20 protein-coding genes, 1 tRNA gene and 1 pseudogene are annotated in these 25,733 nt (G+C 57.7%); 8 read left to right on the top strand and 14 right to left on the bottom strand.

The genetic code is table 11. The annotated features are described in order from the left end of the window. Window positions 1–53: 53 nt before the first annotated feature. Window positions 54–1,058 (top strand): AraC family transcriptional regulator, encoded by a 1,005-nt coding sequence (locus BBG20_RS01195; protein ID WP_065899554.1) that lies wholly within the window; start codon window positions 54–56, stop codon window positions 1,056–1,058. A gap of 225 nt (window positions 1,059–1,283) precedes the next feature. Here the strand turns inward: BBG20_RS01195 and BBG20_RS01190 are convergent, their stop codons facing one another. Together BBG20_RS01190 and BBG20_RS01185 are read right to left on the bottom strand one after the other, a co-directional pair. Then, a complete protein-coding gene (locus BBG20_RS01190; protein WP_065899553.1) occupies window positions 1,284–1,655 on the bottom strand; it encodes a response regulator in 372 nt (123 codons plus the stop codon). Window positions 1,656–1,693: 38 nt separating this feature from the next. Beyond that, entirely contained in the window at window positions 1,694–2,380 is a 687-nt protein-coding gene (locus tag BBG20_RS01185; protein ID WP_065899552.1) for a Crp/Fnr family transcriptional regulator, read from the bottom strand. An 83-nt stretch (window positions 2,381–2,463) separates the two neighbouring features. On the opposite strand from BBG20_RS01185, the gene BBG20_RS01180 reads away from it, so the two are divergent. Further along, window positions 2,464–2,991, top strand: coding sequence for an Mpo1 family 2-hydroxy fatty acid dioxygenase (locus BBG20_RS01180; protein WP_065899551.1), 528 nt, complete (start codon window positions 2,464–2,466; stop codon window positions 2,989–2,991). 114 nt (window positions 2,992–3,105) lie between these two features. On the opposite strand, the gene BBG20_RS01175 is transcribed toward BBG20_RS01180, so the two are convergent. The 6 genes from BBG20_RS01175 to dibA all read right to left on the bottom strand — a co-directional run bounded on the left by BBG20_RS01175 (window position 3,106) and on the right by dibA (window position 9,476). Then, window positions 3,106–4,086, bottom strand: a complete 981-nt coding sequence (locus BBG20_RS01175) for a sulfate/molybdate ABC transporter ATP-binding protein (RefSeq protein ID WP_065899550.1) — start codon at window positions 4,084–4,086, stop codon at window positions 3,106–3,108. A 3-nt stretch (window positions 4,087–4,089) separates the two neighbouring features. After that, a complete protein-coding gene (gene cysW / locus BBG20_RS01170; protein ID WP_065899549.1) occupies window positions 4,090–4,962 on the bottom strand; it encodes a sulfate ABC transporter permease subunit CysW in 873 nt (290 codons plus the stop codon). Between the two features lie 13 nt (window positions 4,963–4,975). Further along, window positions 4,976–5,794, bottom strand: coding sequence for a sulfate ABC transporter permease subunit CysT (gene cysT / locus BBG20_RS01165; RefSeq protein WP_065899548.1), 819 nt, complete (start codon window positions 5,792–5,794; stop codon window positions 4,976–4,978). 199 nt (window positions 5,795–5,993) lie between these two features. Continuing rightward, the gene (locus tag BBG20_RS01160) at window positions 5,994–7,004 is read right to left on the bottom strand and encodes a sulfate ABC transporter substrate-binding protein (RefSeq protein ID WP_053137687.1); all 1,011 of its coding nucleotides are present in this window, start codon (window positions 7,002–7,004) and stop codon (window positions 5,994–5,996) included. Window positions 7,005–7,079: 75 nt separating this feature from the next. Then, window positions 7,080–7,262 carry a sulfur starvation response protein OscA gene (gene oscA, locus BBG20_RS01155; RefSeq protein ID WP_003170956.1) on the bottom strand — a complete coding sequence of 61 codons (183 nt, stop codon included), beginning with the start codon at window positions 7,260–7,262 and terminating at the stop codon, window positions 7,080–7,082. Between the two features lie 303 nt (window positions 7,263–7,565). Continuing rightward, window positions 7,566–9,476 (bottom strand): phosphodiesterase DibA, encoded by a 1,911-nt coding sequence (gene dibA, locus BBG20_RS01150; RefSeq protein WP_065899547.1) that lies wholly within the window; start codon window positions 9,474–9,476, stop codon window positions 7,566–7,568. Window positions 9,477–9,642: 166 nt separating this feature from the next. Here dibA and desA point away from each other — a divergent pair, with 166 nt between their 5' ends. Both desA and BBG20_RS01140 read left to right on the top strand, forming a co-directional pair. Next, on the top strand, window positions 9,643–10,827 hold the full coding sequence (desA, locus tag BBG20_RS01145; RefSeq protein ID WP_065899546.1) for a delta-9 fatty acid desaturase DesA: 1,185 nt from the start codon (window positions 9,643–9,645) through the stop codon (window positions 10,825–10,827). A gap of 188 nt (window positions 10,828–11,015) precedes the next feature. After that, the gene (locus BBG20_RS01140; RefSeq protein WP_065899545.1) at window positions 11,016–12,017 is read left to right on the top strand and encodes a sensor domain-containing diguanylate cyclase; all 1,002 of its coding nucleotides are present in this window, start codon (window positions 11,016–11,018) and stop codon (window positions 12,015–12,017) included. A 99-nt stretch (window positions 12,018–12,116) separates the two neighbouring features. Here BBG20_RS01140 and BBG20_RS01135 read toward each other — a convergent pair whose 3' ends face one another. The 3 genes from BBG20_RS01135 to gabD all read right to left on the bottom strand — a co-directional run bounded on the left by BBG20_RS01135 (window position 12,117) and on the right by gabD (window position 16,365). Then, window positions 12,117–13,325 (bottom strand): HDOD domain-containing protein, encoded by a 1,209-nt coding sequence (locus BBG20_RS01135; protein ID WP_065899544.1) that lies wholly within the window; start codon window positions 13,323–13,325, stop codon window positions 12,117–12,119. A gap of 138 nt (window positions 13,326–13,463) precedes the next feature. Beyond that, on the bottom strand, window positions 13,464–14,741 hold the full coding sequence (gene gabT, locus BBG20_RS01130) for a 4-aminobutyrate--2-oxoglutarate transaminase (RefSeq protein WP_065899543.1): 1,278 nt from the start codon (window positions 14,739–14,741) through the stop codon (window positions 13,464–13,466). A gap of 181 nt (window positions 14,742–14,922) precedes the next feature. Next, on the bottom strand, window positions 14,923–16,365 hold the full coding sequence (gene gabD / locus BBG20_RS01125; protein WP_058426343.1) for an NADP-dependent succinate-semialdehyde dehydrogenase: 1,443 nt from the start codon (window positions 16,363–16,365) through the stop codon (window positions 14,923–14,925). 371 nt (window positions 16,366–16,736) lie between these two features. On the opposite strand from gabD, the gene BBG20_RS01120 reads away from it, so the two are divergent. The 4 genes and pseudogenes from BBG20_RS01120 to BBG20_RS01105 all read left to right on the top strand — a co-directional run bounded on the left by BBG20_RS01120 (window position 16,737) and on the right by BBG20_RS01105 (window position 19,221). Further along, window positions 16,737–16,813, top strand: a tRNA-Arg gene (locus tag BBG20_RS01120). A gap of 320 nt (window positions 16,814–17,133) precedes the next feature. Further along, window positions 17,134–18,006 (top strand): annotated as a pseudogene (locus tag BBG20_RS01115) (DUF927 domain-containing protein); the annotation flags it as partial. A 98-nt stretch (window positions 18,007–18,104) separates the two neighbouring features. Further along, complete coding sequence (locus BBG20_RS01110; protein WP_065899542.1) at window positions 18,105–18,947, top strand: coiled-coil domain-containing protein; 843 nt, start codon at window positions 18,105–18,107, stop codon at window positions 18,945–18,947. 64 nt (window positions 18,948–19,011) lie between these two features. Continuing rightward, on the top strand, window positions 19,012–19,221 hold the full coding sequence (locus BBG20_RS01105; RefSeq protein ID WP_065899541.1) for a hypothetical protein: 210 nt from the start codon (window positions 19,012–19,014) through the stop codon (window positions 19,219–19,221). 120 nt (window positions 19,222–19,341) lie between these two features. On the opposite strand, the gene BBG20_RS01100 is transcribed toward BBG20_RS01105, so the two are convergent. From BBG20_RS01100 to BBG20_RS01095, 3 genes are all read right to left on the bottom strand, one after another. Beyond that, a complete protein-coding gene (locus BBG20_RS01100) occupies window positions 19,342–21,507 on the bottom strand; it encodes a KAP family NTPase (RefSeq protein WP_065899540.1) in 2,166 nt (721 codons plus the stop codon). A 236-nt stretch (window positions 21,508–21,743) separates the two neighbouring features. After that, complete coding sequence (locus BBG20_RS31510; protein WP_083221303.1) at window positions 21,744–24,269, bottom strand: S8 family peptidase; 2,526 nt, start codon at window positions 24,267–24,269, stop codon at window positions 21,744–21,746. Between the two features lie 30 nt (window positions 24,270–24,299). Beyond that, window positions 24,300–25,325, bottom strand: a complete 1,026-nt coding sequence (locus tag BBG20_RS01095; protein WP_065899539.1) for an AAA family ATPase — start codon at window positions 25,323–25,325, stop codon at window positions 24,300–24,302. Between the last annotated feature and the right edge of the window lie 408 nt (window positions 25,326–25,733).

Genomic DNA, 25,733 nt, shown 5'->3' with positions numbered 1-25,733 from the left:
TTGCCGGACGCTAGCCGCACACGCCAACCTGTTGACCGCAAGCGCCAATCGTCATGACCGAACCCACGTCCCTCGCCAGCTGGACCCGCGCCCTGCGCAAGCAGCTCGACGCCCTGGGCCTCGACAGCGCCGCACTGTGCACCGAGGCCGGGCTCGACCCGCAGCAGATGGACGACCCGAATGCGCGCTACCCGCTGTCAGCCACCACGCGGTTGTGGGAACTGGCGGTGCAGGCCAGCGGCGATCCGGCGATTGGGCTGCGGGTGTCGCGGTTCGTCAGCCCCACCACGTTTCATGCGCTGGGGTATGCCCTGGTGGCCAGCGGCAGCCTGCGCGAGGTGTTCGAGCGCATCGTGCGCTATCACCAGGTGGTCAGCGATGCCCTCGCGCTTGAGCTGAGCGGCGACGGCGAGCGTTACCGTTTTCGCCTGCTGCAACCGCCCGGCAGCCCGGCGCCGGCGCTGGAAGCCATCGACGCGTTTGCCGCGATCTATGTGCGCACCTGCCGCAACCGCCTGGGCCGCGACTATGCACCGTTGGCGGTGTACCTGCGCCGACCGCCACCGGCCGATCCCACGCCTTGGCACACGGTCTTTCGCGCACCGGTGTTCTTTGCCGCCGAGGAAGACCGTATTGAATTCGCCGCGCACGATTTCGACAGCCATCTGGACGACGCCAACCCGGAACTGGCCGAGCACAACGAAACCGTACTCAAGCGCACCCTCGCGCAGCTGCAACCGCTGACCTGGGAGCGCAAGGTCCGTGCGACCATCGAGGCGCAATTGCCCGACGGCGAACCGAGTGCCGAACGCGTTGCCCAGGCCTTGCACTTGAGCCTGCGCAGCCTGCAGCGGCACCTGGCGGATGAGGGTTGCCGGTTTGATGCACTGCTCAATGAATGCCGGCAGAACCTGGCCTTGCTGCACCTGCGCGACCTGCAGTGCTCACTGGCCGAGATCAGTCATTTGCTCGGCTTTGCCGATACCAGCAGCTTCAACCGCGCGTTCAAGCGTTGGACGGGGATGACGCCGGGGCAGTTTCGGGATGGCTTGCGCTAAGTAAATCTGTGGTGTGTGTGATGGCCCCTTCGCGAGCAAGCCCGCTCCCACAGGGGAATGCATTCCAAATGTGGGAGCGGGCTTGCTCGCGAAAGCGATGGACCAGACACCCCCTACCCTGATCCTTCAACACCTCATCGCGGGCAAGCCCGGCGCCCACTTTTTGATCGGTGAACACTTTCCAATGTGGGAGCTGGCTTGCCTGCGATAGCAACGGTTCAGGCACTAGAGTTGCCGGCTCCGGTCCCGCCGAAGCAGCTTTTTCACCCGCGCCACCAACGCCTTGCTCTCGAACGGCTTGAGCAGGTAATCATCTTCATGCAGCTCCAGGCCGCGCAGGCGGTCTTCAATCCCGCCTGGCGTGGTCAGGAACAGCAGCGGCGTGGCGCCCTTCTGCCGGATCGCCTGCTGCAATTTCCAGGCATTCAGGCCGGGCAGCATCACGTCCAGGATCACCAGGTCGTACTCGGTGCTTTCGACAAAACGCTGCGCCGCCATGCCGTTGGCGGCGACTTCCACGCTGTAGCCCGCCTCGTTCAAGCCCTGGGCCATCCGCTGTGCCTCTTCGGATTCATGTTCCACTAACAGCACGCGCATAACACACCTCGATTGATCAGGTGTGCAGGCTACCACCCTCAGGTCTGCGCCGCCTCCCGCAGCCGCCGGGCGTCGAGGATTTCGATCTCGCCGTACCCCAGGCGCACGACGCCCTGGGCTTGCAGGTCCTTGAGCAAGGCGTTGGTGGTCTGGCGCGACAGGCTCAACATCGCCGCGAGGTCTTCCTGGGGCAATTGCAGCACGCGCCTGGAGTGCTCGATATCGCCATAACCCTCGACGATCATCAACAAGCGATGGGCCAGGCGCACCGAGGCTGGCATCAGGCTCAGTTGCTCCAGGCCGATAAAGCTCAGGCGCAGCTTCTGGCTCATCAGCAATGCGAGGTCGCGCCAGTAGCGGGGATTTTCATCGAGGACTTTCAACAGCGCCTGCTGCGGCACCTGCAACAGCGTGCACGGCCCGACAGCGCAGGCGTCGTGGGTGCGCGGCAAACCGTCGAACAGGCAGATTTCGCCGAACCAGTAGGGCAGCTCCACCAGGCTCAACACTGCCTCCTTGCCGTGCTCATTCACCGCACTCACCCGCAGCGTGCCCTCGAGCACCGCATACAGGCCACAGGGCGGATCACCGCGCTTGAACAGGTACTGCCCCGGCGCCAGCTGGCGCAACCGGGCATGCGCCAGCAGGCTATGCTGAAACGGTGCGGGCAGGTGGCTGAACCAGTGACCGGTGGCCAACCGGGAGCGCCATTGCTCTACGTCCATGCGAACTCCGAAGATTGTCGCCCAGCTGACAGTTAGTCACAGGCGGACAGGGCATGATCAAACATCCTACAGGAGGAACAACAATGAAAAGCCTCGTCGACCACCTCAGTCAATACGCTGCCTACCACCGCGACCCGCGCAATATTGCCAGCCACTTTATCGGTATCCCGTTGATCGTGGTGGCCGTGGCCGTGCTGCTGTCACGTCCAGAGTGGGCGGTGGGCAGCCTGCGGCTGTCGCCGGCGGTGCTTGTCGCGCTGTTTTCGGCGTGGTTTTACCTGCGCCTGGAACTGGCACTGGGTGTGCTGATGACGGTACTGATGGGTTTATCCGTGTGGGCCGGGCATGTGCTGGCGGCGCAAAGCACGCTGGTGTGGCTCAGCAGCGGTATTGGGATGTTCGTGGTGGGCTGGGTGATTCAGTTTGTCGGCCACTATTACGAGGGCAGGAAGCCGGCGTTTGTAGATGACGTCTCGGGGCTGATTGTGGGGCCGCTGTTTGTGGTCGCGGAACTGGCGTTTTGGCTGGGGCTGCGGCAGGGGCTCAAGCAGGAGATTGAAGAGCGGTCGGGGCCGGTGGTGCGCCGGGATATAAAGCCTGGCGAGGCCTGAATGTGGGAGCGGGCTTGCTCGCGAATGCAGTGTGTCAGTCAGTACATGGGGTACTGATAGACCGCATTCGCGAGCAAGCCCGCTCCCACAGTGAGTTTTGCGGTGTTTGAAGACTCAGGCTTTTTGCCAGACCTTGGGCTTGAAGAACAACGTTTCACCGCGCGCCAAGCCGGTCAGGCTGTCGTGATCCTTGACCACTTCAGCTTCGATCAGCTCGCTCTGGCCTTCCACCTTCAAGGTCACCCGCGTGGTAGCGCCGAGCGGGCGAATGTCGCGCACTTCAGCCGCATGGTGATCTTCGAGTTCATGCCGCGACAGCGACACTTCATGCGGGCGGAACAACACGTGCTTGTCTTCCCCCAGGTGCAGGCGGTTGGAGTCGCCGAGGAAGTGGTAAACGAAATCGCTGGCCGGGTTTTCATACACTTCGCCCGGTGAGCCGATCTGCTCGATCACACCCTTGTTCATCACCACGATACGGTCGGCGACTTCCATCGCCTCTTCCTGGTCGTGGGTCACGAACACCGAGGTCAGGTTGATGTCTTCGTGCAGGCGCGCCAGCCAGCGGCGCAGCTCTTTACGCACCTTGGCGTCGAGAGCGCCGAAAGGTTCGTCCAGCAGCAGCACTTTCGGTTCCACCGCCAGGGCGCGGGCCAGGGCGATACGCTGGCGCTGGCCACCGGAGAGTTGCTCCGGGTAGCGATCCGACAGCCAGTCCAGCTGCACCATGTTCAACAGCTCATGCACCTTGACCGCGATCTGGCTTTCGCTCGGGCGCTGGTTTTTCGGCTTCATGCGCAGGCCGAAGGCGACGTTGTCGAACACCGTCATGTGGCGGAACAGCGCGTAGTGCTGGAACACAAAACCGACGTTGCGATCACGCACATCGTGGCCGGAGACGTCTTCACCGTGGAACACGATGCTGCCGTCATCCGGGGTTTCCAGGCCGGCAATGATGCGCAGCAAGGTGGTCTTGCCGCAGCCGGACGGGCCAAGCAACGCCACCAGCTCGCCACTCTGGATGTCCAGATTGATGCTGTTCAGGGCCTTGAAGGCGTTGAAATTCTTGCTGACATTACGGACTTCGATCGACATGACTTATTCCTCAGCCGCACTGGCACGCAGGCGATTAATACGGTTCTCGCTCCACTGCTTGAGCAGCAGGATGAAGAGCGCCAGGATCAGCAACAGACTCGCCACCGCAAACGCAGCGACGTGGTTGTATTCGTTGTAGAGAATCTCGACGTGCAGCGGCAGGGTGTTGGTCACGCCGCGAATGTGGCCGGACACCACCGACACTGCGCCGAACTCACCCATGGCCCGTGCGGTACACAGCACCACGCCGTAGATCAGGCCCCATTTGATGTTCGGCACGGTGACATGCCAGAACATCTGCCAGCCGTTGGCACCGAGCAGGCGCGCGGCCTCTTCTTCCTGGGTGCCCTGCTCCTGCATCAGCGGGATCAATTCACGCGCAACGAAGGGCACGGTGACAAAAATGGTCGCGAGCACGATGCCGGGCAAGGCGAACACGATCTGGATGTCATGGTCTTGCAGCCATGGGCCGAAGAAGCCCTGGGCGCCGAACATCAGCACATAGACCAGGCCCGCGATCACCGGCGAGACCGAGAACGGCAGGTCGATCAGCGTGACCAGGATGCTTTTGCCACGGAACGAGTACTTGCTCACGCACCACGCGGCGCTGACCCCGAACACCACGTTGAGCGGCACCGAAATCACCACGGCGATGACCGTGAGTTTCAGCGCCGACAGCGCGTCGGGTTCGAGGATCGCGGTGAAGAACGCGCCGAGGCCATTCTTCAACCCCTGGGACACCACGATAAACAGCGGCAACAGCAGGAACAGGAAGAACACCAGCCAGCCGAGGCTGATCAGGATGCGTCGCGACACCGCGCTGCCACGACGGGCAGCGTTGGCCGAGGACGCGGCGGAAATAGACGATTGGGACATGTTCCGCGCCTCCTTATGGGTGTTCGATGCGACGCTGCAGCAAGTTGATCAGCAGCAGCAAAATAAAGGAAACCACCAGCATCAGCACACCGATGGACGTGGCGCCGTGGTAGTCGTACTGGTCGAGCTTGACCATGATCAGCAGCGGCAGGATCTCGGTTTTCATCGGCATGTTGCCGGCGATGAAAATCACCGAGCCGTACTCGCCGACGCCACGGGCAAAGGCCAGGGCGAAACCGGTCAGCCAGGCAGGCAGCAGCGCGGGCACGAGGATGTAGCGGAACACTTGCAGCGGTTTGGCGCCCAGGCAGGCGGCGGCTTCTTCGATTTCCCGGGGGATATCGGCGAGTACCGGCTGCACGGTGCGCACCACGAACGGCAGGGTGACGAACGTCAGCGCCAGGGTGATGCCCAGCGGGGTGTAGGCGATCTTGAAGCCCAGGTCAGTGGCGAACTGGCCGACCAGGCCGGTCGGCGTGTACAGCGCCGTCAGCGCGATACCGGCCACGGCGGTGGGCAGGGCGAACGGCAGGTCGATCATCGCATCGATGATCTTGCGTCCGGGGAAGGTGTAGCGCACCAGCACCCAGGCCAGCAGCGTGCCGATCACGCCATTGATCAGCGCGGCATACAGCGCGGTGCTGAAGCTCAGTTTCAACGCCGCCAGCACGCGCGGTGCGGAAATGATGTTCCAGAACTGATCCCAAGTGAGTTGAGCGGCGTGTACAAACATCGCCGCGAGGGGGATGAGTACGATCAGGCTGAGGTACACCACGGTGTAGCCCAGCGTCAGCCCGAAGCCGGGTATGACGGGGGAAATACGACGCGACATAAGAGTCCTTGGTTAGCGGGTAGATACCACTGTAGGAGCGCGCTTCCTGCAGGAGCTGGCGCTTGTGTGGGAGCCGGGCTTGCCCGCGATGCAGGCACCTCGGTGTATCAGTCGCACCGGGGTGACGCTATCGCAGGCAAGCCAGCTCCCACACAAGCCCAGCTCTCGCCGAGAGGCGGGCTCCTACCGGTAGTTTGGCTTACTGCGCCGTGTAGATCTGGTCGAACACGCCACCGTCATTGAAGAATTTCGGTTGGGCAGTTTTCCAGCCGCCGAAGTCTTTGTCGATAGTCACCAGGTCCAGTTTCGGGAACTGCTGGGCGTATTTGGCGGCAACTTTTGCATCGCGTGGGCGGTAGAAGTTCTTCGCCGCAATCTCCTGGCCAGCCGGGCTGTACAGGTGCTTGAGGTATTCGGTCGCGATCTCGGTATTGCCCTTTTTCTCGGCGTTCTTGTCAACCACGGCCACTGGCGGCTCCGCGAGGATCGACAGGGAAGGCACGACGATGTCGAACTTGTCGGCGCCGCCGTCTTCTTTCAGGGCCAGGAACGCTTCGTTTTCCCAGGCCAGCAACACGTCACCCTGACCGTTGTTGACGAAGGTGATGGTCGAGCCACGGGCGCCGGTGTCGAGGATCGGCACGTGCTTGAACAGCTCTTTCACGTACTCCTGCGCCTTGGCTTCGCTGCCACCGGATTTCAGGCCGTAGGCCCAGGCGGCGAGGAAGTTCCAGCGCGCACCGCCGGAGGTTTTCGGGTTCGGGGTGATCACCGAAACGTCTTTCTTGATCAGGTCGCCCCAATCCTTGATGCCTTTAGGGTTGCCCTTGCGCACCAGGAACACGATGGTCGAGGTGTACGGGGTGCTGGCGTCCGGCAGGCGGGTCTGCCAGTTTTCCGGCAGGGTCTTGCCCAACTTGGCGATTTCGTCGATGTCGCCGGCCAGGGCCAGGGTCACTACGTCGGCGCGCAGGCCGTCGATCACTGCCCGGCCTTGCTTGCCCGAGCCACCGTGGGATTGCTGGATCTTGACGTTGTCACCTGGGTGGGACTGTTTCCAGAAGTTGGTGAACTCAGCGTTGTAGTCCTGGTACAGCTCACGGGTCGGGTCGTACGAGACGTTGAGCAACTCGTAGTCCTTGGCAACAGCGGAACCGGCAAACACGGCACTGGCCAGGGCGGCCAGGGCATAACGGCGAATCGACGACATAGAAGGCTCCTGAAATTCTTGGGTGTTGGCTTTTTCTTATAGTTGCGGGTCTAGCATGCGAATCGCCGTTTTTGCTTAGCTCGGTTTGTTACCCGGGTTCTGCAAACGGAATTTTTCTTTGCGTTCGATCTGTACCACTTGGGCGTTGTGCACAGTAATTTCCACCGCGCCAAACCGCAGATCGCGCAGGGCGCTCTGGATCTCACGCAAAATGGCTGCTTCGTCCTGGCCGTCGACGCTACGTAGAGATGCGCTCATGGTCTCGCTCCTGAAATGAATAGTGCCTCGCAGTGGCGGCACTGCTTGCGGCGTGAGGGCGATAGTAGATAAGCAGGGATATTCTTAAAAATACTATTTAAGAATGTTTATATAACCAGAAAGAATTTTCTGGTGGGGCGCGGGGTTGCGAGGACTTTGGCCATGAAAATACTGACGCACAGGCGCCGCTGAACCCTGTGGGAGCCGGGCTCGCCCGCGATGGCGGTGTGTCAGGCGGCGAATATTTCGCCTGACAGTTCCTCATCGCCGGCAAGCTCCGCCCGGACATTGACCGCGGTGTGCCTAACGAATGGCAGGGGCCCTTGCCCAATCAATCTCCTGCGCCGGCATCGGCCGCCCGAACCAGTAACCCTGCCCCAGGTCGCACGCCTGCTCCAACAGAAACCGTGCCTGCTCCACCTGCTCGATCCCCTCGGCGTGCACTTGCATGCCCATGCTCTTCGCCAGGGCGATCACCACACGCACAATCGCCGCGTCATCCTCGTCCCACGGCAGCCCGGCGACAAAGCCCTGGTCGATCTTGAGCTTCTGCACCGGCAGGCGCTTGAGCCGCAGCAGCGAGGAATAGCCGGTCCCGAAGTCGTCGATGGCCAGGCGCAAGCCCAGCTCACGCAGGCGATGCAGTTGTTCCAAGGCCACTTCAGGGTCGTCCATCACCGCGCTTTCGGTGACTTCCAGCTCCAGAAAGGCCGGGTCGAGGCCGGTTTGATGCAGCACCTGGGCGACCTGCTCGTACAGTTCGCGCCGGGCAAACAAGCGGCTGGACACATTGATCGCGATAAAGCTCAACGGCGTACCCTCGGCCAGCCACTGGCACATCTGCCGACAGGCCTGGTGCATCACCCAGCCATCGATGTCGGCAATCAGCCCGGTGCGCTCGGCGATGGGGATGAATTCGCCCGGCGGCACCAACCCGCGTTCCGGGTGTTGCCAGCGCACCAGCGCCTCGACGCCGATCAGCCGGCTGGTGTGCAGATCGTGGACCGGCTGGTAGTACACGCGCAGTTCCTGCTGGTCGAGGGCACGCCGCAGCTCACTGGCGATTTCCACACGGTTCTGCGCATGGGCGGTGAGTTCTTCGGTGTACAACGCGTAGCCTTCACGCCCGGCGCTCTTGGCCTTGAACAACGCGGAGTCGGCGTTGCGCAGCAGCTGTTCGGCGCTCAGGGCGTCATTGGGGAACAGGCTGATGCCAATACTCGCGCTGATAAACAATTGGTGACCGTCGAAAATGAACGGCTGCTTCATCGCCTCCAGCATGCGCTGCGCCAATGCGGCCGCCTGGACCACCTGCGGACAGCTTTCCGCGAGTACGGCGAACTCATCCCCGCCTAGCCGCGCCAGGGTCACGCCGGGCCCGAACAGGCCCTGCAGCCGCTCGCCGACCAGCTTGAGCAATTGGTCGCCGACATTGTGGCCCAGGCTGTCATTGATGATCTTGAAGTGGTCGAGGTCCATCAGCAGCAGGGCGCAGCCGCGCTTGTGCAGTTGCGCCGAGGCCAGCGCCTGCTCGGCGCGGTCGGTGAACAGCAGGCGGTTGGGCAGGTCGGTCAGCGGGTCGTGATGGGCCAGGTGGGCCAGTTCGTGCTCGGAATCCTTGATGGCACTGATGTCGGAAAACACCGCGACGTAATGGCTGACGCGGCCCTGGTCATCGTGGATCACACGGATGGTTTGCCACTGTGGATAAATTTCACCGCTTTTGCGCCGGTTCCAGATTTCACCGCTCCATTCGCCGGTGCGTTCCAGGCTCTGGAACATCTGCTGGTAAAAATGCGACGAATGGCGTCCGGACTTGAACAGGCTGGGCTGCTGGCCCATGACGTCTTCGCGCCGATAGCCGGTGATCTCCATGAAGGCCCGGTTGACGTGCACGATCAGCCCCTGGGCATCGGTCACCAGCACGCCTTCACGGGTGCAATCAAACACTGCGGCGGCCTGGCGCAGGCGTTCGCGGTTTTCCTTGAGTGGCTGCTGCAACTGATGCGCGCGGGCAAATCGCGCGCACATCAGGTAGATGGCCAGTGCGCTCAAGGCCACCCACACGTACCCGCGCACCTGCAGCCAGCGCCCCAACTCCCGCGGTTCATCGAGAAAGTTGATCAATAAATGGTTGCTGAGCTGGAGCCACGCAATGGAAACCAGCAGGTATACCAGCCCTGCACGCAGGGCACCTCGGTATGAAAACAGCATATGGTCAGTAATCCTTACCCAAAAAACACAATCGCCCTACAAAGGCTGCGGATTATAGAATAAGAAACATCCAGTCACTCCTATCTGAAAGGGCTGCTGGTTTTCTCTGTAGGCTTAGTGATAATGCGTGAGCTGTTCTTTTCTTTTTCTGAGGGCCATACAGCCTATGTGGTACAACGGTTTTCTTGACTTGTCAGCCTGGCAACTGGTGGCAGTCACTCTGTTGATGACCCACGTGACCATCGTCGCGGTCACCGTCTATCTGCACCGCTATTCAGCCCACCGTTCCCTGGAACTCAATGCTGGCCTGAAACACTTCTTCCGCTTCTGGCTGTGGCTGACCACGGCGCAGAACACCCGCGAGTGGACCGCTATCCACCGCAAGCACCACGCCAAGTGCGAAACCGTCGATGACCCGCACAGCCCGGTGATCAAGGGCCTGTCCACCGTATTGCGCAAAGGCGCCGAGCTGTACCGCGCCGAGGCAGAAAACCCTGAAACCCTGCGCATCTACGGCAAGAACTGCCCGGACGACTGGATCGAGCGCAAGATCTACACGCCCTACCCGCTGCTGGGCGTGGCGATCATGGGCGTGATCGACCTGCTGCTGTTCGGCACCATCGGCATCACCATCTGGGCGATCCAGATGATGTGGATCCCGTTCTGGGCCGCCGGCGTGATCAACGGCCTGGGGCATGCCGTGGGCTATCGCAACTTCGAATGCCGTGACGCCGCCACCAACCTGGTGCCGTGGGGCATCATCGTCGGCGGCGAAGAACTGCACAACAACCACCACACCTACCCCAATTCGGCGAAGTTGTCGGTGAAGAAGTGGGAGTTCGACCTCGGCTGGGCGTGGATCAAAGTGTTCAGCTTCCTGCGCCTGGCCAAGGTGCAGCGTGTCGCGCCGATCGCGCACCGCGTCGAGGGCAAGGGCCACCTGGACATGGACACCGCCATGGCGATCCTCAACAACCGCTTCCAGATCATGGCCCAGTACCGCAAGTTGGTGATTGGCCCGCTGGTCAAGCAGGAGCTGGAAAAGGTCGATCACTCGGTGCGCCACCAGTTCCATCGCGCCAAGCGCCTGCTGTCCCGCGAGACCAGCTTGCTGGATGACCGCCACCACGTGCGCATCCAGAGCATGCTGGAGCACAGCCATGCCCTCCAGGTGATCTACGAAAAGCGCCTGGCACTGCAACAGATCTGGCTCAAGACCAGCTCCAATGGCCACGATATGCTCGCAGCCATCAAGGAATGGGTGCATGAAGCCGAGGCCAGCGGCATCCAATCCCTGCGCGATTTTGCCCACCAATTGAAGACCTACTCACTGCGTCCTGCAGCCGTCTGAGAGTGCGGCGGGAGGGCCTTCCCTCCCGCCAATCAGCTTTTTGGCGTCATTTCTCGGTCACCGTCAATCGGTCCAGTTGACGGAACTTCACTGCAAATCCCCTCTCTCAATGAACACTTCGCCATCATGGTGGCCCCTTGTAGTGACCGCTGCTCCATCCTGCGGCGCGCCCAGAGAGAGTTGTGCCGATGGTTCACGAAAAGTCCTACTTACACGACGCCCCCACTGCTGAGCATCCTCGCCCAGCAGCGGCGGCGACCCTGCTGGCGCTGATGCATGCCCAGGGTGAAGTCGAGCGGCTGAGTGAGCGCGAGCAGTTGCTGAGTTCGCTGCTGGTCAGCGTCAACGCCGTGCTGTGGGCCATCGATTGGGAAACGCGCCGCGTGCTGTACGTGAGTCCGGCCTACGAGCGTATTTTCGGCCGTTCCGCCGGCCTGCTGCTGGCCGACCATCGGGAATGGCGCAACAGCATCCATCCCGAAGACCTCGACTACGCCGAGCACAGCATGGCCCGCGTGCTGGAGCAAGGTGCCGTGGAGGACCGCGAGTACCGCATCATCACCGCAGACGGCCAGATCCGCTGGCTGAGCGACAAGTGCTACATCAACCAGCAGGTCGAGCCCGGCGAACCGGTGATCGTGGTGGGCATGGCCGAGGACATTACTGAAAAGAAGCAGATGGAACTGGAGCTGCATCGCCTCGCCACCACCGACGTGCTGACGCAGAGCAGCAACCGCCGGCACTTCTTCGAGTGCGCCAACCAGGCCTTCGACAGCGCCTGTGCCCAGGGTGCGCCGCTGGCTTTCCTGCTGCTGGACATCGATGATTTCAAGGACGTCAACGACACCTACGGCCACCTGGAAGGCGATCAGGTGCTCAGGCGTATCGCCGAAAGCGGTCGCGGTGTATTGCGCCGTGGCGACTTGTTCGGGCGCATTGGCGGCGAGGAATTCGCCGCCGTACTGCCAGGCTGCGCACCGGAAATGGCGCTGCAAGTGGCCGAGCGTCTGGGCAGGGAGATTCAGGAGCTGAGCTTCAGCTATGAAGGCCAGGCCTTCAGCGTGACGATCAGCCAGGGCCTGGCCAGCCTCAAAGAGGAAGACTCGACCCTGGACAGCCTGTTCGCCCGCGCCGATGCCGCCATGTACGAGGCCAAGCGCCTGGGCAAGAACCGCGTGATCGCGGGCTAACCCCGATCAACTGTAGGCGCCGGCTTGGCTGGCGATTTCGGTGTGTCAGTTACCACGGCTATCGCCGGCAAGCCGGCTCCTACAGAGGGGGCGCAGGCTTCAGGATTTGCGCACTCGGGTCAGTTCGGACAGGCCCACCTTGAGCAACCGAGCAGTCTTGCTCGCGGCCAGAGCTTCCAGCCCTTCATGCTCGGTCAACCGCGCCATTTGCGCGGCCAGGTTCACCACCAGCGCGTCCCGCGCATACACTCCGCCTTCCAGGGAATAGATCGCCGCAATCAATTGACGCAGCTCCAGCGGCAAACGCCAGCGTGCACGCAGCGCCGAGCCATAGGCGGCGCCGAAGGCATACAGCGACTCACCAATCGCTTCGTCATCCAGCGCACCACCGCCCTGTCGCCAGTCTTCCAGGCAGCGCAACAAGGCCAGATCGCCCAGCCGATGCAGGATGCCGGCGGTGTAGCAGCGCTCGTGATCCAGCTCCAGCATGCGCGCCAGGCGTCGGGCGTAGTCGGCAGTGTCCTGCGAGAGTTGCCAGTGGCGCTCGGCATAGGCCACCAGCGCGGGGTCGCCCAGCACCACGTTGTGCTTGAGGGCCAACCCCAGGATCAAGTTCATGCTCTGCCCGGCCACCAGCTTGTGCAACGCCGCAGGCAGGGTCTGTACCGGCGTGCCGTGGTGGCCGGCGCTGTTGGCAGCGGCGATCAGCACGGCAGTGATTTGCGGGTCCATGCGCACCTGGTCTTCCAGGCGCTTGAGGTCCAGGCCGTCGGCGCCGAGGCTGTGCTGCACGGCCGCCTTGACGTCTACGCGTAATGGCGCGCCATCGCAGGCATCACGGCGGCGCTCAAGGAAGACAGGCAAGGTCATGCCGGGCGCCAACGGCGGAATCTCGCAATACACGCTCTCGCCTTCGTTGAGCAGCAGGTCTTGCAGGCGCTGGGTCAGGCCTTCCATGTTCAACGGTTTGGTCAGATAGGCGGTGGGCGCCAGGGGCAAGGCTTCGCGCACGCTGGCGCTGTCATTGCGACTGCTCAGTAGAATAAACGGCAAGGCCGGCGTACGGCGCTTCTGGCGCACGCTACGCAACAAGCTCAGCCCATCTATGCCGGGCAGCTCCCAATCCGCCAGGATCAGGTCGTAGGCCTTTTCGCGCAGCAGCGTGGCCGCTTGCTGCCCATCGGCACACACGTCCAACCGTGCGTCACAGCGCACAGTCAGTAACACTTGCTTGAGCAGATCCCGTGACCAGGGGTCTGCCTCGGCGATCAACACTCGGGGTACAGCGGGTAAATCAACAGCAGTCATCTGCACGCTCCATCGGCAATGCTTGCACCTTAGACAATGCAGGCACCTACGTACAATGAACAACACCTGAATGTGCCGCAATGGGCACAAAAAAACCCGCCGAGGCGGGTTTTTTCTGTCGATCAGAGCAGCTTGTGATTACAACTCGGAGAAGCACTCTTCGATAATCGCCAAGCCTTTGTCCAACTGCTCGTCCGGCGAGGTCAGCGGGACCAGTACGCGCAATACGTTGCCGTAGGTACCGCAGGACAGCAGGATCAGGCCCTTGTCACGCGCCTTGGCAACCACCGAGGCAACAGCGGCAGCGTTTGGCTTGTGGCTGTCGCCGTCTTCGAACAGCTCGACTGCGATCATCGCGCCCAGGGCACGCACTTCGCCGATCACCGGGTACTTGGCTTGAATGGCTTTGAGGCCAGACACCAAGCGCTCGCCGACAGCTTTGCAGCGGTCCAGCAGGTGCTCTTCTTCAAACACTTCCATTACGGCCAGGGCCGCGGCGCAAGCGATCGGGCTACCGGCATAAGTGCCGCCCAGGCCGCCTGGGGCGATGGCGTCCATGTACTCGGCCTTGCCGCACACACCGGCGAGCGGGAAGCCGCCAGCGATGGATTTGGCGAAGGTGGTCAGGTCGGCAGCAACGCCCATCTGTTCCATGGCGAAGAAGGTCCCGGTACGGCCGGCACCGGTTTGCACTTCGTCGGCGATCAGCAGGATGCCGTGCTTGTCGCACAGTTCGCGCAGGCGCTTCATGAAGGCTTTAGGCGCGACGTAGAAACCGCCTTCGCCCTGTACCGGCTCAATGATGATCGCGGCGATATCACGCGGCTCGGCATCGTTCTTGAAGATGCGTTCGATGCTGGCGATGGAGTCGTCGACGCTCACGCCGTGCAGCTCGTTCGGGTACAGCGCGCGGAACACGCCGCCAGGCATCAGGCCCATGCCAGCGGAGTAAGGCACGACTTTACCGGTCAGGCCCAGGGTCATCATGGTGCGACCGTGGTAGGCGCCGGTGAACGCGATTACGCCGGCACGGCCAGTGGCAGCACGGGCGATTTTCACGGCGTTTTCTACGGCTTCGGAACCGGTCGTGACCAGCAGGGTTTTCTTGGCGAAATCACCAGGGACCTTGGCGTTCACTTTTTCGCACAGTTCCACGTAAGGCTCGTAGGCCAGTACCTGGAAGCAAGTGTGGGTCAGCTTGTTCAGCTGCTCGGTCACGGCGGCGATGATTTTCGGGTGCACGTGACCGGTGTTCAGCACGGCGATACCGCCGGCGAAGTCGATGAACTCGCGACCTTCAACGTCGGTCACGGTGGCGTTCTTCGCGGATTCGGCGAAGATCGGGTGAATCTGGCCAACACCGCGCGGTACAGCGGCTTCGCGGCGTTTCATCAAAGAAGCGTTGGTCTTGCTCATAAAGTCCTCATTCGCCACTCATCGGGTGGCCTAGCTCAAGGAATACGTGGCGGGGAGGCAACTACGGCAGCATGCGATGATCGACTGCCACAGCTTTCCCGGCCACTACGAATAACGTTTTGAAACACGCAAAGGGTCAGCGCTCTCGTGCCCTTTGCGTTTGCTGCGATCCCTTCCCGGCTTAGATGCCCAGGCAGAGGTATTTGATTTCCAGGTAATCCTCGATCCCGTACTTGGAGCCTTCACGGCCCAGGCCCGACGCCTTGATGCCGCCGAACGGCGCCACTTCGTTGGAGATCAACCCGGTGTTGACGCCGACCATGCCGTATTCCAGGGCTTCAGCCACACGGAACACACGGCCCAGGTCGCGGGCGTAGAAGTAGGAAGCCAGGCCGAACTCGGTGTCGTTGGACATCGCGATGACTTCGGCTTCGTCCTTGAAGCGGAACAACGGCGCCAATGGGCCGAAGGTTTCTTCCTTCGCCACAGCGGCGTTTTTCGGCACGTCGACCAGAATAGTCGGCTCGAAGAAGTTGCCTTCCATCACCTTGCCACCGGCCAGCAGCTTGGCGCCTTTGCTCAGGGCATCAGCAATATGCTCCTGAACCTTGGCCACGGCTTTTTCGTCGATCAGCGGGCCGGTAGTGGTGCCATCTTCCAGACCGTTGCCGATCTTCAACTTGGCCACTGCGACCTTCAGTTTTTCCGCGAACGCGTCGTAGACCGAATCCTGGATGTACAGGCGGTTGGCGCAGACGCACGTCTGGCCGTTGTTGCGGTACTTGGAGATGATCGCGCCTTCGACGGCCTTGTCCAGGTCCGCGTCGTCGAACACGATAAATGGCGCGTTGCCGCCCAGCTCCAGGGAGACTTTCTTGATGTCCTTGGCGCATTCGGCCATCAACTGGCGACCGATTTCAGTCGAGCCGGTGAAGGACAATTTACGCACGATCGGGTTGCTGGTCAGCTCGCCGCCGATGTCGCCGGCGCTGCCGGTGACCACGCTCAACACGCCTTTAGGGATACCGGCACGGTGCGCCAGCTCAACCAGGGCCAGGGCCGAGAACGGGGTTTGCGAAGCCGGCTTGATCACCATGGTGCAACCGGCGGCCAGGGCCGGGCCGGCTTTACGGGTGATCATCGCGGCAGGGAAGTTCCACGGGGTGATTGCAGCGGTCACGCCGATCGGCTGCTTGATCACGATCAGGCGCTTGTCGGGCTGGTGGCCGGGGATCACATCACCGTAGATGCGCTTGGCTTCTTCGGCGAACCACTCGATAAAGGAGGCGGCGTAGACGATTTCGCCCTTGGCTTCAGCCAGCGGCTTGCCTTGCTCGAGGGTCATCAGGCGACCGAGGTCTTCCTGGTTTTCGATCAACAGTTCGAACCAACGGCGCAGCTTGTTCGCGCGCTCCTTGGCAGTCAGCGCGCGCCAGGCCGGCAGCGCCTTGTCGGCGGCTTCGATGGCGCGGCGGGTTTCAGCGGCGCCCATCTTCGGCACGGTACCGAGGATTTCGCCCGTGGCAGGGTTGTTGACCTTGATGGTCTGACCGTTGTCCGCATCGACCCAAGCGCCATCGATAAAGGCTTGCTGGCGGAACAACTGGGTATCTTTGAGCTGCATGTCGGCTTTCCTTAACAGCACCGCGCGCACGCGGAGCGAATTAGAGTTGTTGAAAGGCGCCTTGTGGGCTGCCGTCAGGGAAATCAGCCCCAGCGCGCGGGATCAGTGAAAGAGCGCACGGGAGACAGAGCGTTTGAAATCTCAAACGAATCCTAGGATCAATGGGGGTACAGGGCAATAGTCTGTTCGAAAAAAAGAACGAAAACCGCGCATTTGCCGAATCTTTCTGATCAGCGTAACCGGGACCGGTTCCGCCACACCGACCGCTGGCGCCCGGCGCAGGGCCACTGTACGGAAAAATCCCACCCTTAAACGTCCAAAGACCGGCATGGACGCCCAAGGACGACATGGGTATGATGTCGCCCGCACAAGCATCCGTAGCTCAGCTGGATAGAGTACTGCCCTCCGAAGGCAGGGGTCGTGGGTTCGAATCCCGCCGGGTGCACCACATACTAGTTTCTGGCTGTATCAGACAGTCTATGAAACCCCAACGAAGCCCGCCCTGTGCGGGCTTTGTTGTTTCTGGCTTTTAATCGTCGCTCTTAAGAAGATCGACCGGTGTGATCCACTGCGAAGCGCAAAGGCGCCAACGGCGGCAAGGAACACGCGCATTATCGTCTCAGCGGTCTTTGCAGGCCCGGTGCCGAACCTGCTCGGGTATTAGCCGGGAGGTTTTCTCCATTTACGGGGACGGCTCCGAGGGCAAGACCACACAGCTGCAGCACAAATTCTTTCTATGACAGGCCATATCTGGTGGGCCCACCGCGCTCGGCTGGCGAAAAGACGTGGGCGCAGCGCATGGCGGATGCCAATAGGTAGCTGAAAGCGTGCATGGAAGTGCGCATGCTCGTCGTGCTGGCGGATGCGAGCAAAGGCCTCGGTATGTTCGATGTGTTGAAGGGTTTTTGAGGATGCTGCTGCCCTCTCCGATGCGCTCAAGGCCCGTGTAGCCAAATACCACGCCCCCCCCTCACCGCCTTTCTGCATGCACTGTGCGCGCCTGGCGAAATGCTCAGGTGGTCGGTGATCGTTCGCCGCACGGTAGAACAGTTCATCAGCCAAAACCTGCCCGCTTCGGCCACTGGACAAGCCCAGCGCGCCGCCCTTCGCTTCGGCCTCGCGGCAGCGGCCGGAGAATTGGCGACTGCCTTCGGAGTGACCGATTGGCCCGACGGCACGGCCACGACCGCCGCAAGGGTGTGCCTGCATGCATGGCTGGCAGAGCGCGGCGGCGGCGGTAACTTCGAGGGTGATGCGATCTTGGCTCGACTGCGCCAGGTCATCGAGCGGTTTGGAGAAAGCCGCTTTACCCGCTGGGAGTCCGCCGCCGCCAAGATCGATGAGCACGGCCCACGCACGATTGATCGGCTGGGCTTTCGCAAGACGATGGAACACGGCATGGGCGACGCCCTGCACACCACCAACACCTACTACGTGCTGCCTGAAGCCTGGAGGGCCGAGATCTTCAAGGGCATGAATATCAGTGCGGTGAACAAGGAGTTGCTGCAACGCGGCGTGCTTGAGCCGGGAAGCGACGGCAAGGCGTACAGCTTAATTCGCTTGCCCGGGTTAGGACCTCAACGCTGCTACGTGGTGAAGACCGTTCCAGGAACGGATGAAGGCGAGGCCAGGGCCGCCTGACGGCATGCCTGCTGATCGAGGTAGCGCCGGCTCATTCCCGGCCTCGCCAGCCGTTCGACAACCATCCCTATCAACCGCAGTGCCCAGAGACAATACAGATGAACACTATCCAAGAACTGAAAGACCGCCGCGACACACTGACCCTCGAAATGGAGAGCATTCAGGCTGACCTGGTGCCCTTCGAAACGGAACTGGAAAGCCCAGAGGTTATCCAGCAAGGGCGTCAACGGGCTGTGCAGGATGAAATCAACGATCACAAAAGACGCATCGACTCGCGAAGCTTTGAGATACACCGCCTGAATCAAAAGATCGATCGCCTCAAGGCACTGGCTAACCGTGAGAGCTTGGCTGCGGGCTACATCAGCGCGATCGCGAATTGGAAGGCCGACGAGATGGAGCTCAACGAAAAGCGCAACAGCATCGAGACCCGGTTGCAACAGGTCCGCCAGAGCGATCAGGAAGACATGGCAAAGGCGCGACAAGCTGAAACGGACGCAGCCACCGCATATGCGCAGGCGGTAGCGTGGGGCGATGTGGAGGGTGAGAAAGCCGCTAATGCGGAAGCCCAAAAGGCTGCGAAAAGCCTTACGGCTGCGGTTGAGCACCACCGCCGCCAACAGTTGCTCATCACGGCGCTGGAGCAGGAGCTGGTGACAATTGCTCTGCACATCACAGAGGCACAAAAAGAACGCGCCACGATCGAGAACAAAGCGGCTCACTTGGCGAACACTATGCTGGAGGAACAATGGAATGAGACCGCGAAAGCACTGCTGGAGACCGGCGGCAAGTTGTGGGCTGCGCGCAGACTGATTAATCGTGATCCGGTTGCGCTGCTGAATCTGGACATCCCTGAGCAAGGTGAAAACTTTGGAAGCTGGACCTTCCGAGAACTTGCAGATCGATCACACCAACACAGCCTGCTTGACCTTTTGGCTGCCTAACCCAAACCTTCCCCGAAGCAGCCTGAGAAAGGCAGGCTGTTTCGGGCATACCAAGGGTGTCCCCATGAACAAACCACCACAGAACAGCGCAAATATGCCTGATGACCTAAAGGCTCGAAAGCTTCATTTAAACGGGATAATTGTCGGCATGGCTGGCATGAAAAAGCTCAACGCAAGAGAAAACAAAGACACTAAAGTTGAGAGGCTCACGATTGATGCAATTCAAGCAGAGTTAGGTTTCATTGATCATCAGATGAAAAGAAAGGAGGGATAATGCAGAGGCGGAATCCTCAAAGGCTTCCGCTTCGCTAAATATATCTCCTACAGACGGCATTCTAAATAAGTCCGCACCCGGCCAATCAAGATCATTCTCCGTAAAACTTTAAGAGGACTCCTAGCTATTATAATCACTCCCCAAAATAGTACCGGGTACATCACTACCTGCTAGGACCGCACGAAAACGGCGTATAGATGTCGCGAGCCATTCGTTTTCTGGCGTGCCGGTCTCGGTAAACAATATATTCGTCCTCTCCAAAACGACATCGACATCAAACATCAAATCAAGAGTACTACGATCGCAGACGAGCCCTGGAGGCAGTATGAGCGCGGCTAGAGAGATTAAAGCCTCCGGGGTGTCCAATTGATCGGTAAAGCATTGCCTGAGATCGCCATCCCAATAGTCGCTATTTATTATGCAGAAGATTGCCTCAGTATCAGGCAGCCTCCGAAGCGCGATGCCTTCCATTACAGCCGATCGGTATCGAGGGAGCTCTCGCTCACATAGCGCCATGGTCTCGCTGAAAGTATATATTTGATCGCCAAGCCCTTGGCGCCTATACGAGGTAAGTCCGTGAGCAAACAGGTGCCTTCTTAATATCCAGGGAACAATCAAAAGATCTCCGCTCTCGATCAAAGCGTCGATAATTAATTTAAAGCGTAAAACTCCACCTTCACCAGCATGAGCAATCCGCCACAAAATTGAACCAATATCCTCAACGAAACCTCGCTCGACCTCTTCGCTTAAAATCCAATCATGCTCACGCATCAGCACCCTAGATAGAGCACCCCAAAAAACCTGGTCGGTACTTCGGGACAATAAAGATGATAGATCTCCGACGCGATCTAATAGAGTTTCAAGACGACCGACTTGCTGCATCGATCTCAGCTCATTGACAAGAACATCCTGATCATTAATTACCCAAAGTCGTTCTATATTAGCCCTTGAAAGCTGCGTTGGCGGATTTCCCAAATAGAGCAGACGGGTTAGGTTTCTACGTTTCGCGATCCTCTCACCGTCGAACGTTTCAGCAGGACGCTGTTGGCTATCACTGAAACGAGGAAAGAGCAGTTCTAACATCTCTAAATGGCTCTCTGCAGATGCCCCGAGTACATCCACCAAAGTTTCGACTCTATCGCTATTGTCGCGGCGCCATCGCTGCCGTCTCAATTGCTCAGCGCCACTTGGATCATTAACCAGGCTCTGAATCCTATCTGAGATGCCCTGGCGTATGCTAGGCGCTTTTGTAGTTAACCAGCTGTATGCGAGTACATCAAAAGGACATATCTCGCCTCGCACAATTTCTTCCAACACAGAAAACGCACCTATTAAACGCTTGATTTCACGCGGGGTACGAACGGCCCTGAGCAACTGGTTGAAAATCTCAGTCTGATATGGGTGTGCCACTGACGGCATAGCAATACCGTTATTTTTCATCGCATCGAGCAACAGACTACGAGAGTCGTCTTCGAACAAAGGACGCAAAGGAATAGGAAACTGGATAATTTTTTCAAGATAACTCTCGCCAGCTTTTTGCCTTTCTTCTTGGCTGCCTCCCCTGCCTAGAGCCTGAGCCACTCGATCAGGATCATAGGCTACGAGATAAGAAATCCCTTTAATATCCCCTACCGCTTTAACAAGCTGTGCGACAGCCCGTACCTCTTCGTCCTCTACTCGATCAAGTTCGTCGATCAATACTACTACAGCTACTTTCTGCTCCGAGAGTTTGGCCTCTAGGCTTTTTCGTTCTTGGCTCGCAGAAAGCTCTTTTGGCTTGATTAAGGCGCTGACCGACTTAAGAAACCATCTTTTAAAGAAACTTGAGCCTGTACCGCCGCCGACAAACACATCAATTAGGCTGGCAGTCGTTGTGCCCACATATTCAATCGAGGCCTTGTACCGCTCTAGCTGTCTCAGCAAACTTCTTGTTTTTTCTGTTTTGCTATGTCCGAGAGCCTCCCGCAGACTATTGAAATAAGCGTCCACCAATTCATCCCGCCCCTTGAAGAGCCAAGGATTCAGCGTAGCCACTACCACATGCTCCATCTGTTTAAGCTGGAGCCCAAGAAGGTTCAACACGCTGGATTTTCCTAAGCCCCACTCTCCTGTGAGCCCAACGACAAATCCGGTCGCACGGCGGGACACAACAGTGCCTGAGCCGGTGTACTCAGTGTGAACTAGGGTTTTTACCAAGCTAGCAACAAACGGGCCTCGTTCCAATGCATCTGATTTAGTATTTTCAATGGCGCGGTCTTGTCGTGCGACATGGTCAATATTTTCCACGCTCAAACTGCTACCCCTTTTGGATAAAGTTTCCAATACAATTGGCCATTTTTGAGCTTAAAAACTCACAAAGTTAGAACTTTTTCGCAGTCTATGCTCGGACCACTTACCACTCCAAGCAGGCACTGCTCAAGCCCTTTGCATTGATAGGTCATCCACTGCTTTCAGACTCGGCCAAAAGCAAAAGACATACCAATGCTTACAGTTAAGTCTAAATCAATATTTTAAATAGCGTGTTAAATGCTCGCTTCAATCGGTACCACAGCCTCAACATGAGTCGCAATTTTATTAGCAATTTCAGCATATAACTGCACGTCTTCGCCTTTAGAAGAAATTGAAATAATGAGGCTATAACGGGCTTTAGATCGGTGTCTATTCAAATGTGTTCTATAACGCCACCATCCCGACACAGGATAAACCGCGATTTTATCTCTAGCAGCCAAGTCAATCGCGTGACCAATCCAAACATCGCTGTGCACCGAACCTGCAGCTATACTTTTTGACCCAAAAGTCCAATTATTATCAACTTCAGCTGGTTGAGGCTTTATTTCCGCTTTTTCAAGTTTATTTATTCTATGCTTGAAATCAGAATCAGTATCTGATTTTCTCTTCAACTCAAAACGAAGACCGTAAGACTGATACCGGGCAGGTATGACCTGCGCCATCTCACCAGGGCTAGGCTCTATAAAATATGACAACGTAATCTTAAGTTGAACCTCTCGGTTTTCCAAGCGTTCAAGCTCGCCTTTTGGCCAAGGAAGATCGTAATAATGCACTTCGTTAAACGATGGCGACCCGATCTCTCTGCCTTTATCATTTAGCTCTTTTTTGAATGGTTGAATATAAGTTTCGGAAATTAGCGCAAGATCATTTTGTGCAGATGCGAGAGCGCGTTCTAATTGCGGTACGCCATACCCAAACTGGCGCGCTAGCATAATGCATTCTTTTTTTGTTTTCCCACGGAGCTTGGCAAGCATTGCCGGAGTCCACTGTGCACTATGAATAATAAGAGCCCTTATAGTTTCAGGCCAAAGCTCTGGAAACCTCGCCATGATTTCTGCCGCTAATCCGGCAGCCTGAGCAGTTGCAGAACTCGTCGCCCAAAATTCTTCAATCGGATTTTTTGTGAGGTTCTTTCCAGTTGTTAGTATGGAAAGTGCTGGCACACCAGATAGCAGCTCCCGCCCATCTGGGCTAATAGCTTTGTTACCTGCCTCAAATACGATTTCAGGCTTTATCGGGCTTCTTGAGTGCTGCCAGTCTGTACTAATACGACTATATGGGCTCTGGCCGCCAACCTCAGCTAGCACTCCCCAGCCATCCATCTTGGGTTGGTCCGACAGATCTACTTTGTCTGTAAAACCTCCAACAGCAATAGCATTCCATGACTGTCCTGGGTCCTCAATTGGAAACTCATCAAGATCAGAGACATCATCTGGATCCGATGAATCTGGGACATTTCCTGCCGATAGAATGAATAACCGTTTCGGGCCTGATTGATCGCCATCTAACTCACCAAGCATAGATCCAGAGCAAATCTGATCAATTGCCGAGCTCCATGTAGTTGGCCGCTCACCAGATACATCCTCATTAGAGATAGCCATACAAAATACACGTTTTCGCCCAGACGCCTGAGTTTCCGCAAGAGCAACAGCTGCCTGAGTGATGACGCCATAACTGGAAGGTTCGTTTCTTGACCAATTAGGTGGAGGGATAAATTTTACAGATTCTAATCGTATATTTAAGCTAATATTCCGCTGATCCGCTAAAGCAAATGTGAGATCGCCATACAGAGCGGTACCGGCCATATTTGTCCCATGACCATCATGGTCATCACTTCCCCAGTCAGAATGAATTGACTGACAATCTTCTAACGCCAAAGCACATTGAAGAAGAGGATGACCTTGATTAACCCCATTATCAAGTACACATACCGCCGGACAGTCAATGGAGGGAGGGACCACTCGCCCCACTAAATCAGCAACCCAACTCTCCTTTTCCGAGGGAGTTAATCTTGTAAAAAAATAGGGATTATCTGTTGCTTTTCGTAACTCTTCAACTGCGTCGGTGTTACTGATTAGTATACTCATCTCGAGTGGGTTAGCATAAACCAATAAGACCTCTGTATCTGGAAAACTCAAACCGGCTTCATTTATGCGCAATTTTAGCTTGCGGGCGATTCTGCGAAGCTTTTCTGATCTAGAAGATATGCACCAACACTCCCACCACAAATGTTTCGTCATATCTCTAGGAAAAGACCGTGAGTCAGTCCACAGACTTTCGATATCACCTACTGTGATATCCTCGACTGGTGCGAACTTTAACTCATTTTTTGCCTTACCTGACTCAACTGTCTCCTCAGCGTACTCCTGAACCTTTAGAGTTAGGAACTCCACTGCATCTTCGGGGACATATAAAGCGCCGACAACCTCACCATCTTCAGCCACTCTTAATGCCGAAAATCGTATATCCTGACTATTCCAATTAAGATCTGGAATAGAAAACTCTGCAGAAATTGAAACCTCCAAGTATATTGCTGGACGGCTCTCACTTATATCAGAATCATAAAAACCATTATTTCCAGCAGCAGCCTGAAAAGCCAACATCAACTTGTCGCGAAGTTTTTTACCGTGAGAGACACCTCGACTAGAAGTCATACCGCTTAAATCTTTATTCGGCCGCCGATACAGATGGCCGCTTTGAAAAGCTTCGACCCGAAAGTGTGGAAGATTGTAATTTAAGGCCTTAGTCGCATCTTCCATAGTTCTACGGCTCCTGCCTACGCTTACTACCTAGTTTTGGGATAACCCCGACATAGCTTCCCTAAGAGCATGGCGCTCTTTAAGAGCTCTTATTATCACATCGACTGCAATCTGTTTCACATCACCGAGAATCATCTCTTTTATAACTTCACTTGCGGCCCTGCTAAGTTCGGCCTGACTTAAGCCTACAGCAGCATCAACAATTTTCCCCCAGGAAAAGCGCTTGGGCAGATAGGGGCATAAAAATGAACTTAATACTGCTTTGATGCCCTCGGAATCGGGAAGTTCGTACTCTAGGATATCGTCAAATCTACGAAACAGTGCGCGATCTAAGAGCTCTGGGTGGTTAGTTGTAGCAACAACGAGGCTATCCGTACTATTTGACTCCTCGAGAAACTGTAGAAAGGAGTTCAATACCCGTCGCATTTCTCCAACATCATTGTCTGCATTGCGCCGCCCGCCAATGGCATCAAATTCATCAAATAAATAAACGGCACGAACAGATGCAATTTGATCGAAAATCAACCTTAATTTAGAAGCGGTCTCACCCATGTATCGTGTGATAACCGTTTCGAGGCGGATAGTGAACAGGGGCAGTTGCAGCTCACCAGCTAAGATCGAAGCGGTTAATGTTTTACCAGACCCGGGCGGCCCTACGAGTAACAAACGAGAGCTAGGTGAAAGACCGTGATGCCGCAGTCGGTCGCGCTGCCTTTGCTGATGAATCAAACGTTTTAGCCGATCCCGCATAGAGTCTTGCAAGATCAAGTCTTGAATTTGTGCCTTGGGATACGAAACAGATAGAAGGTTCTCGAGATCGCCCCGAGGTTTTGAAATGGGAATCGCAACTTCGCCCCCCAAACGACCGGAAACACTTCGGATTGACGTTTTTCGTTTGCGTGCGGTATCAACGAGCGTCTTCAACTCGTCAGCGACTTCCTGACGGCCACGACGCGCTTCCGCAGCTGCAACCTGGAGAGCGATCGAGAGAAACTGCTCCTCGTCCCCCTGATTGTGGCTGCTGAGCAGTGCGATAATTTGTCGGGCCGTAGCCATAGAAGCGTCTTCCCTGTCCTGTCTATGGGCTGCTTGGATTCAATCAGCAGTCTAGACGATCATCTATCCCGAGCCTACTCACGGTCGTCAGATAAAGCTCTCCAACGCTCTAATGTGAGCTATATCCGCCGAAAAAGCCGGCCATGAATGATTTGGGAGCAGTCCAGCCCTACAACGTACGCTTTCTGAGTAAGCAACAGCTAGTGAGCATTAAGCGCTCAGGGCCAGTAAGATCCTATCTAGCCCGAGCACTGCAGGCGTCATTGAAGAGCCTGAAATGGGTCTCACGCTTGCCTCGGGAGGGGGCATTGAAGCAGGTCTATCTTAGTCGATGACGTGCTTGCTGGTATTGAATTCATGCTCTTAGACGCCAATCAGTCAGCTCCCTCCAACCGTAGCGAGCTAGGT

It is taken from the genome of Pseudomonas aylmerensis, from assembly GCF_001702265.1.
In the GTDB taxonomy this organism is placed as follows: Bacteria; Pseudomonadota; Gammaproteobacteria; order Pseudomonadales; family Pseudomonadaceae; genus Aquipseudomonas; species Aquipseudomonas aylmerensis.
The sequence above is the reverse complement of the archived record's forward strand: the minus strand, read 5'-3'. Positions and strand labels throughout refer to the sequence as shown.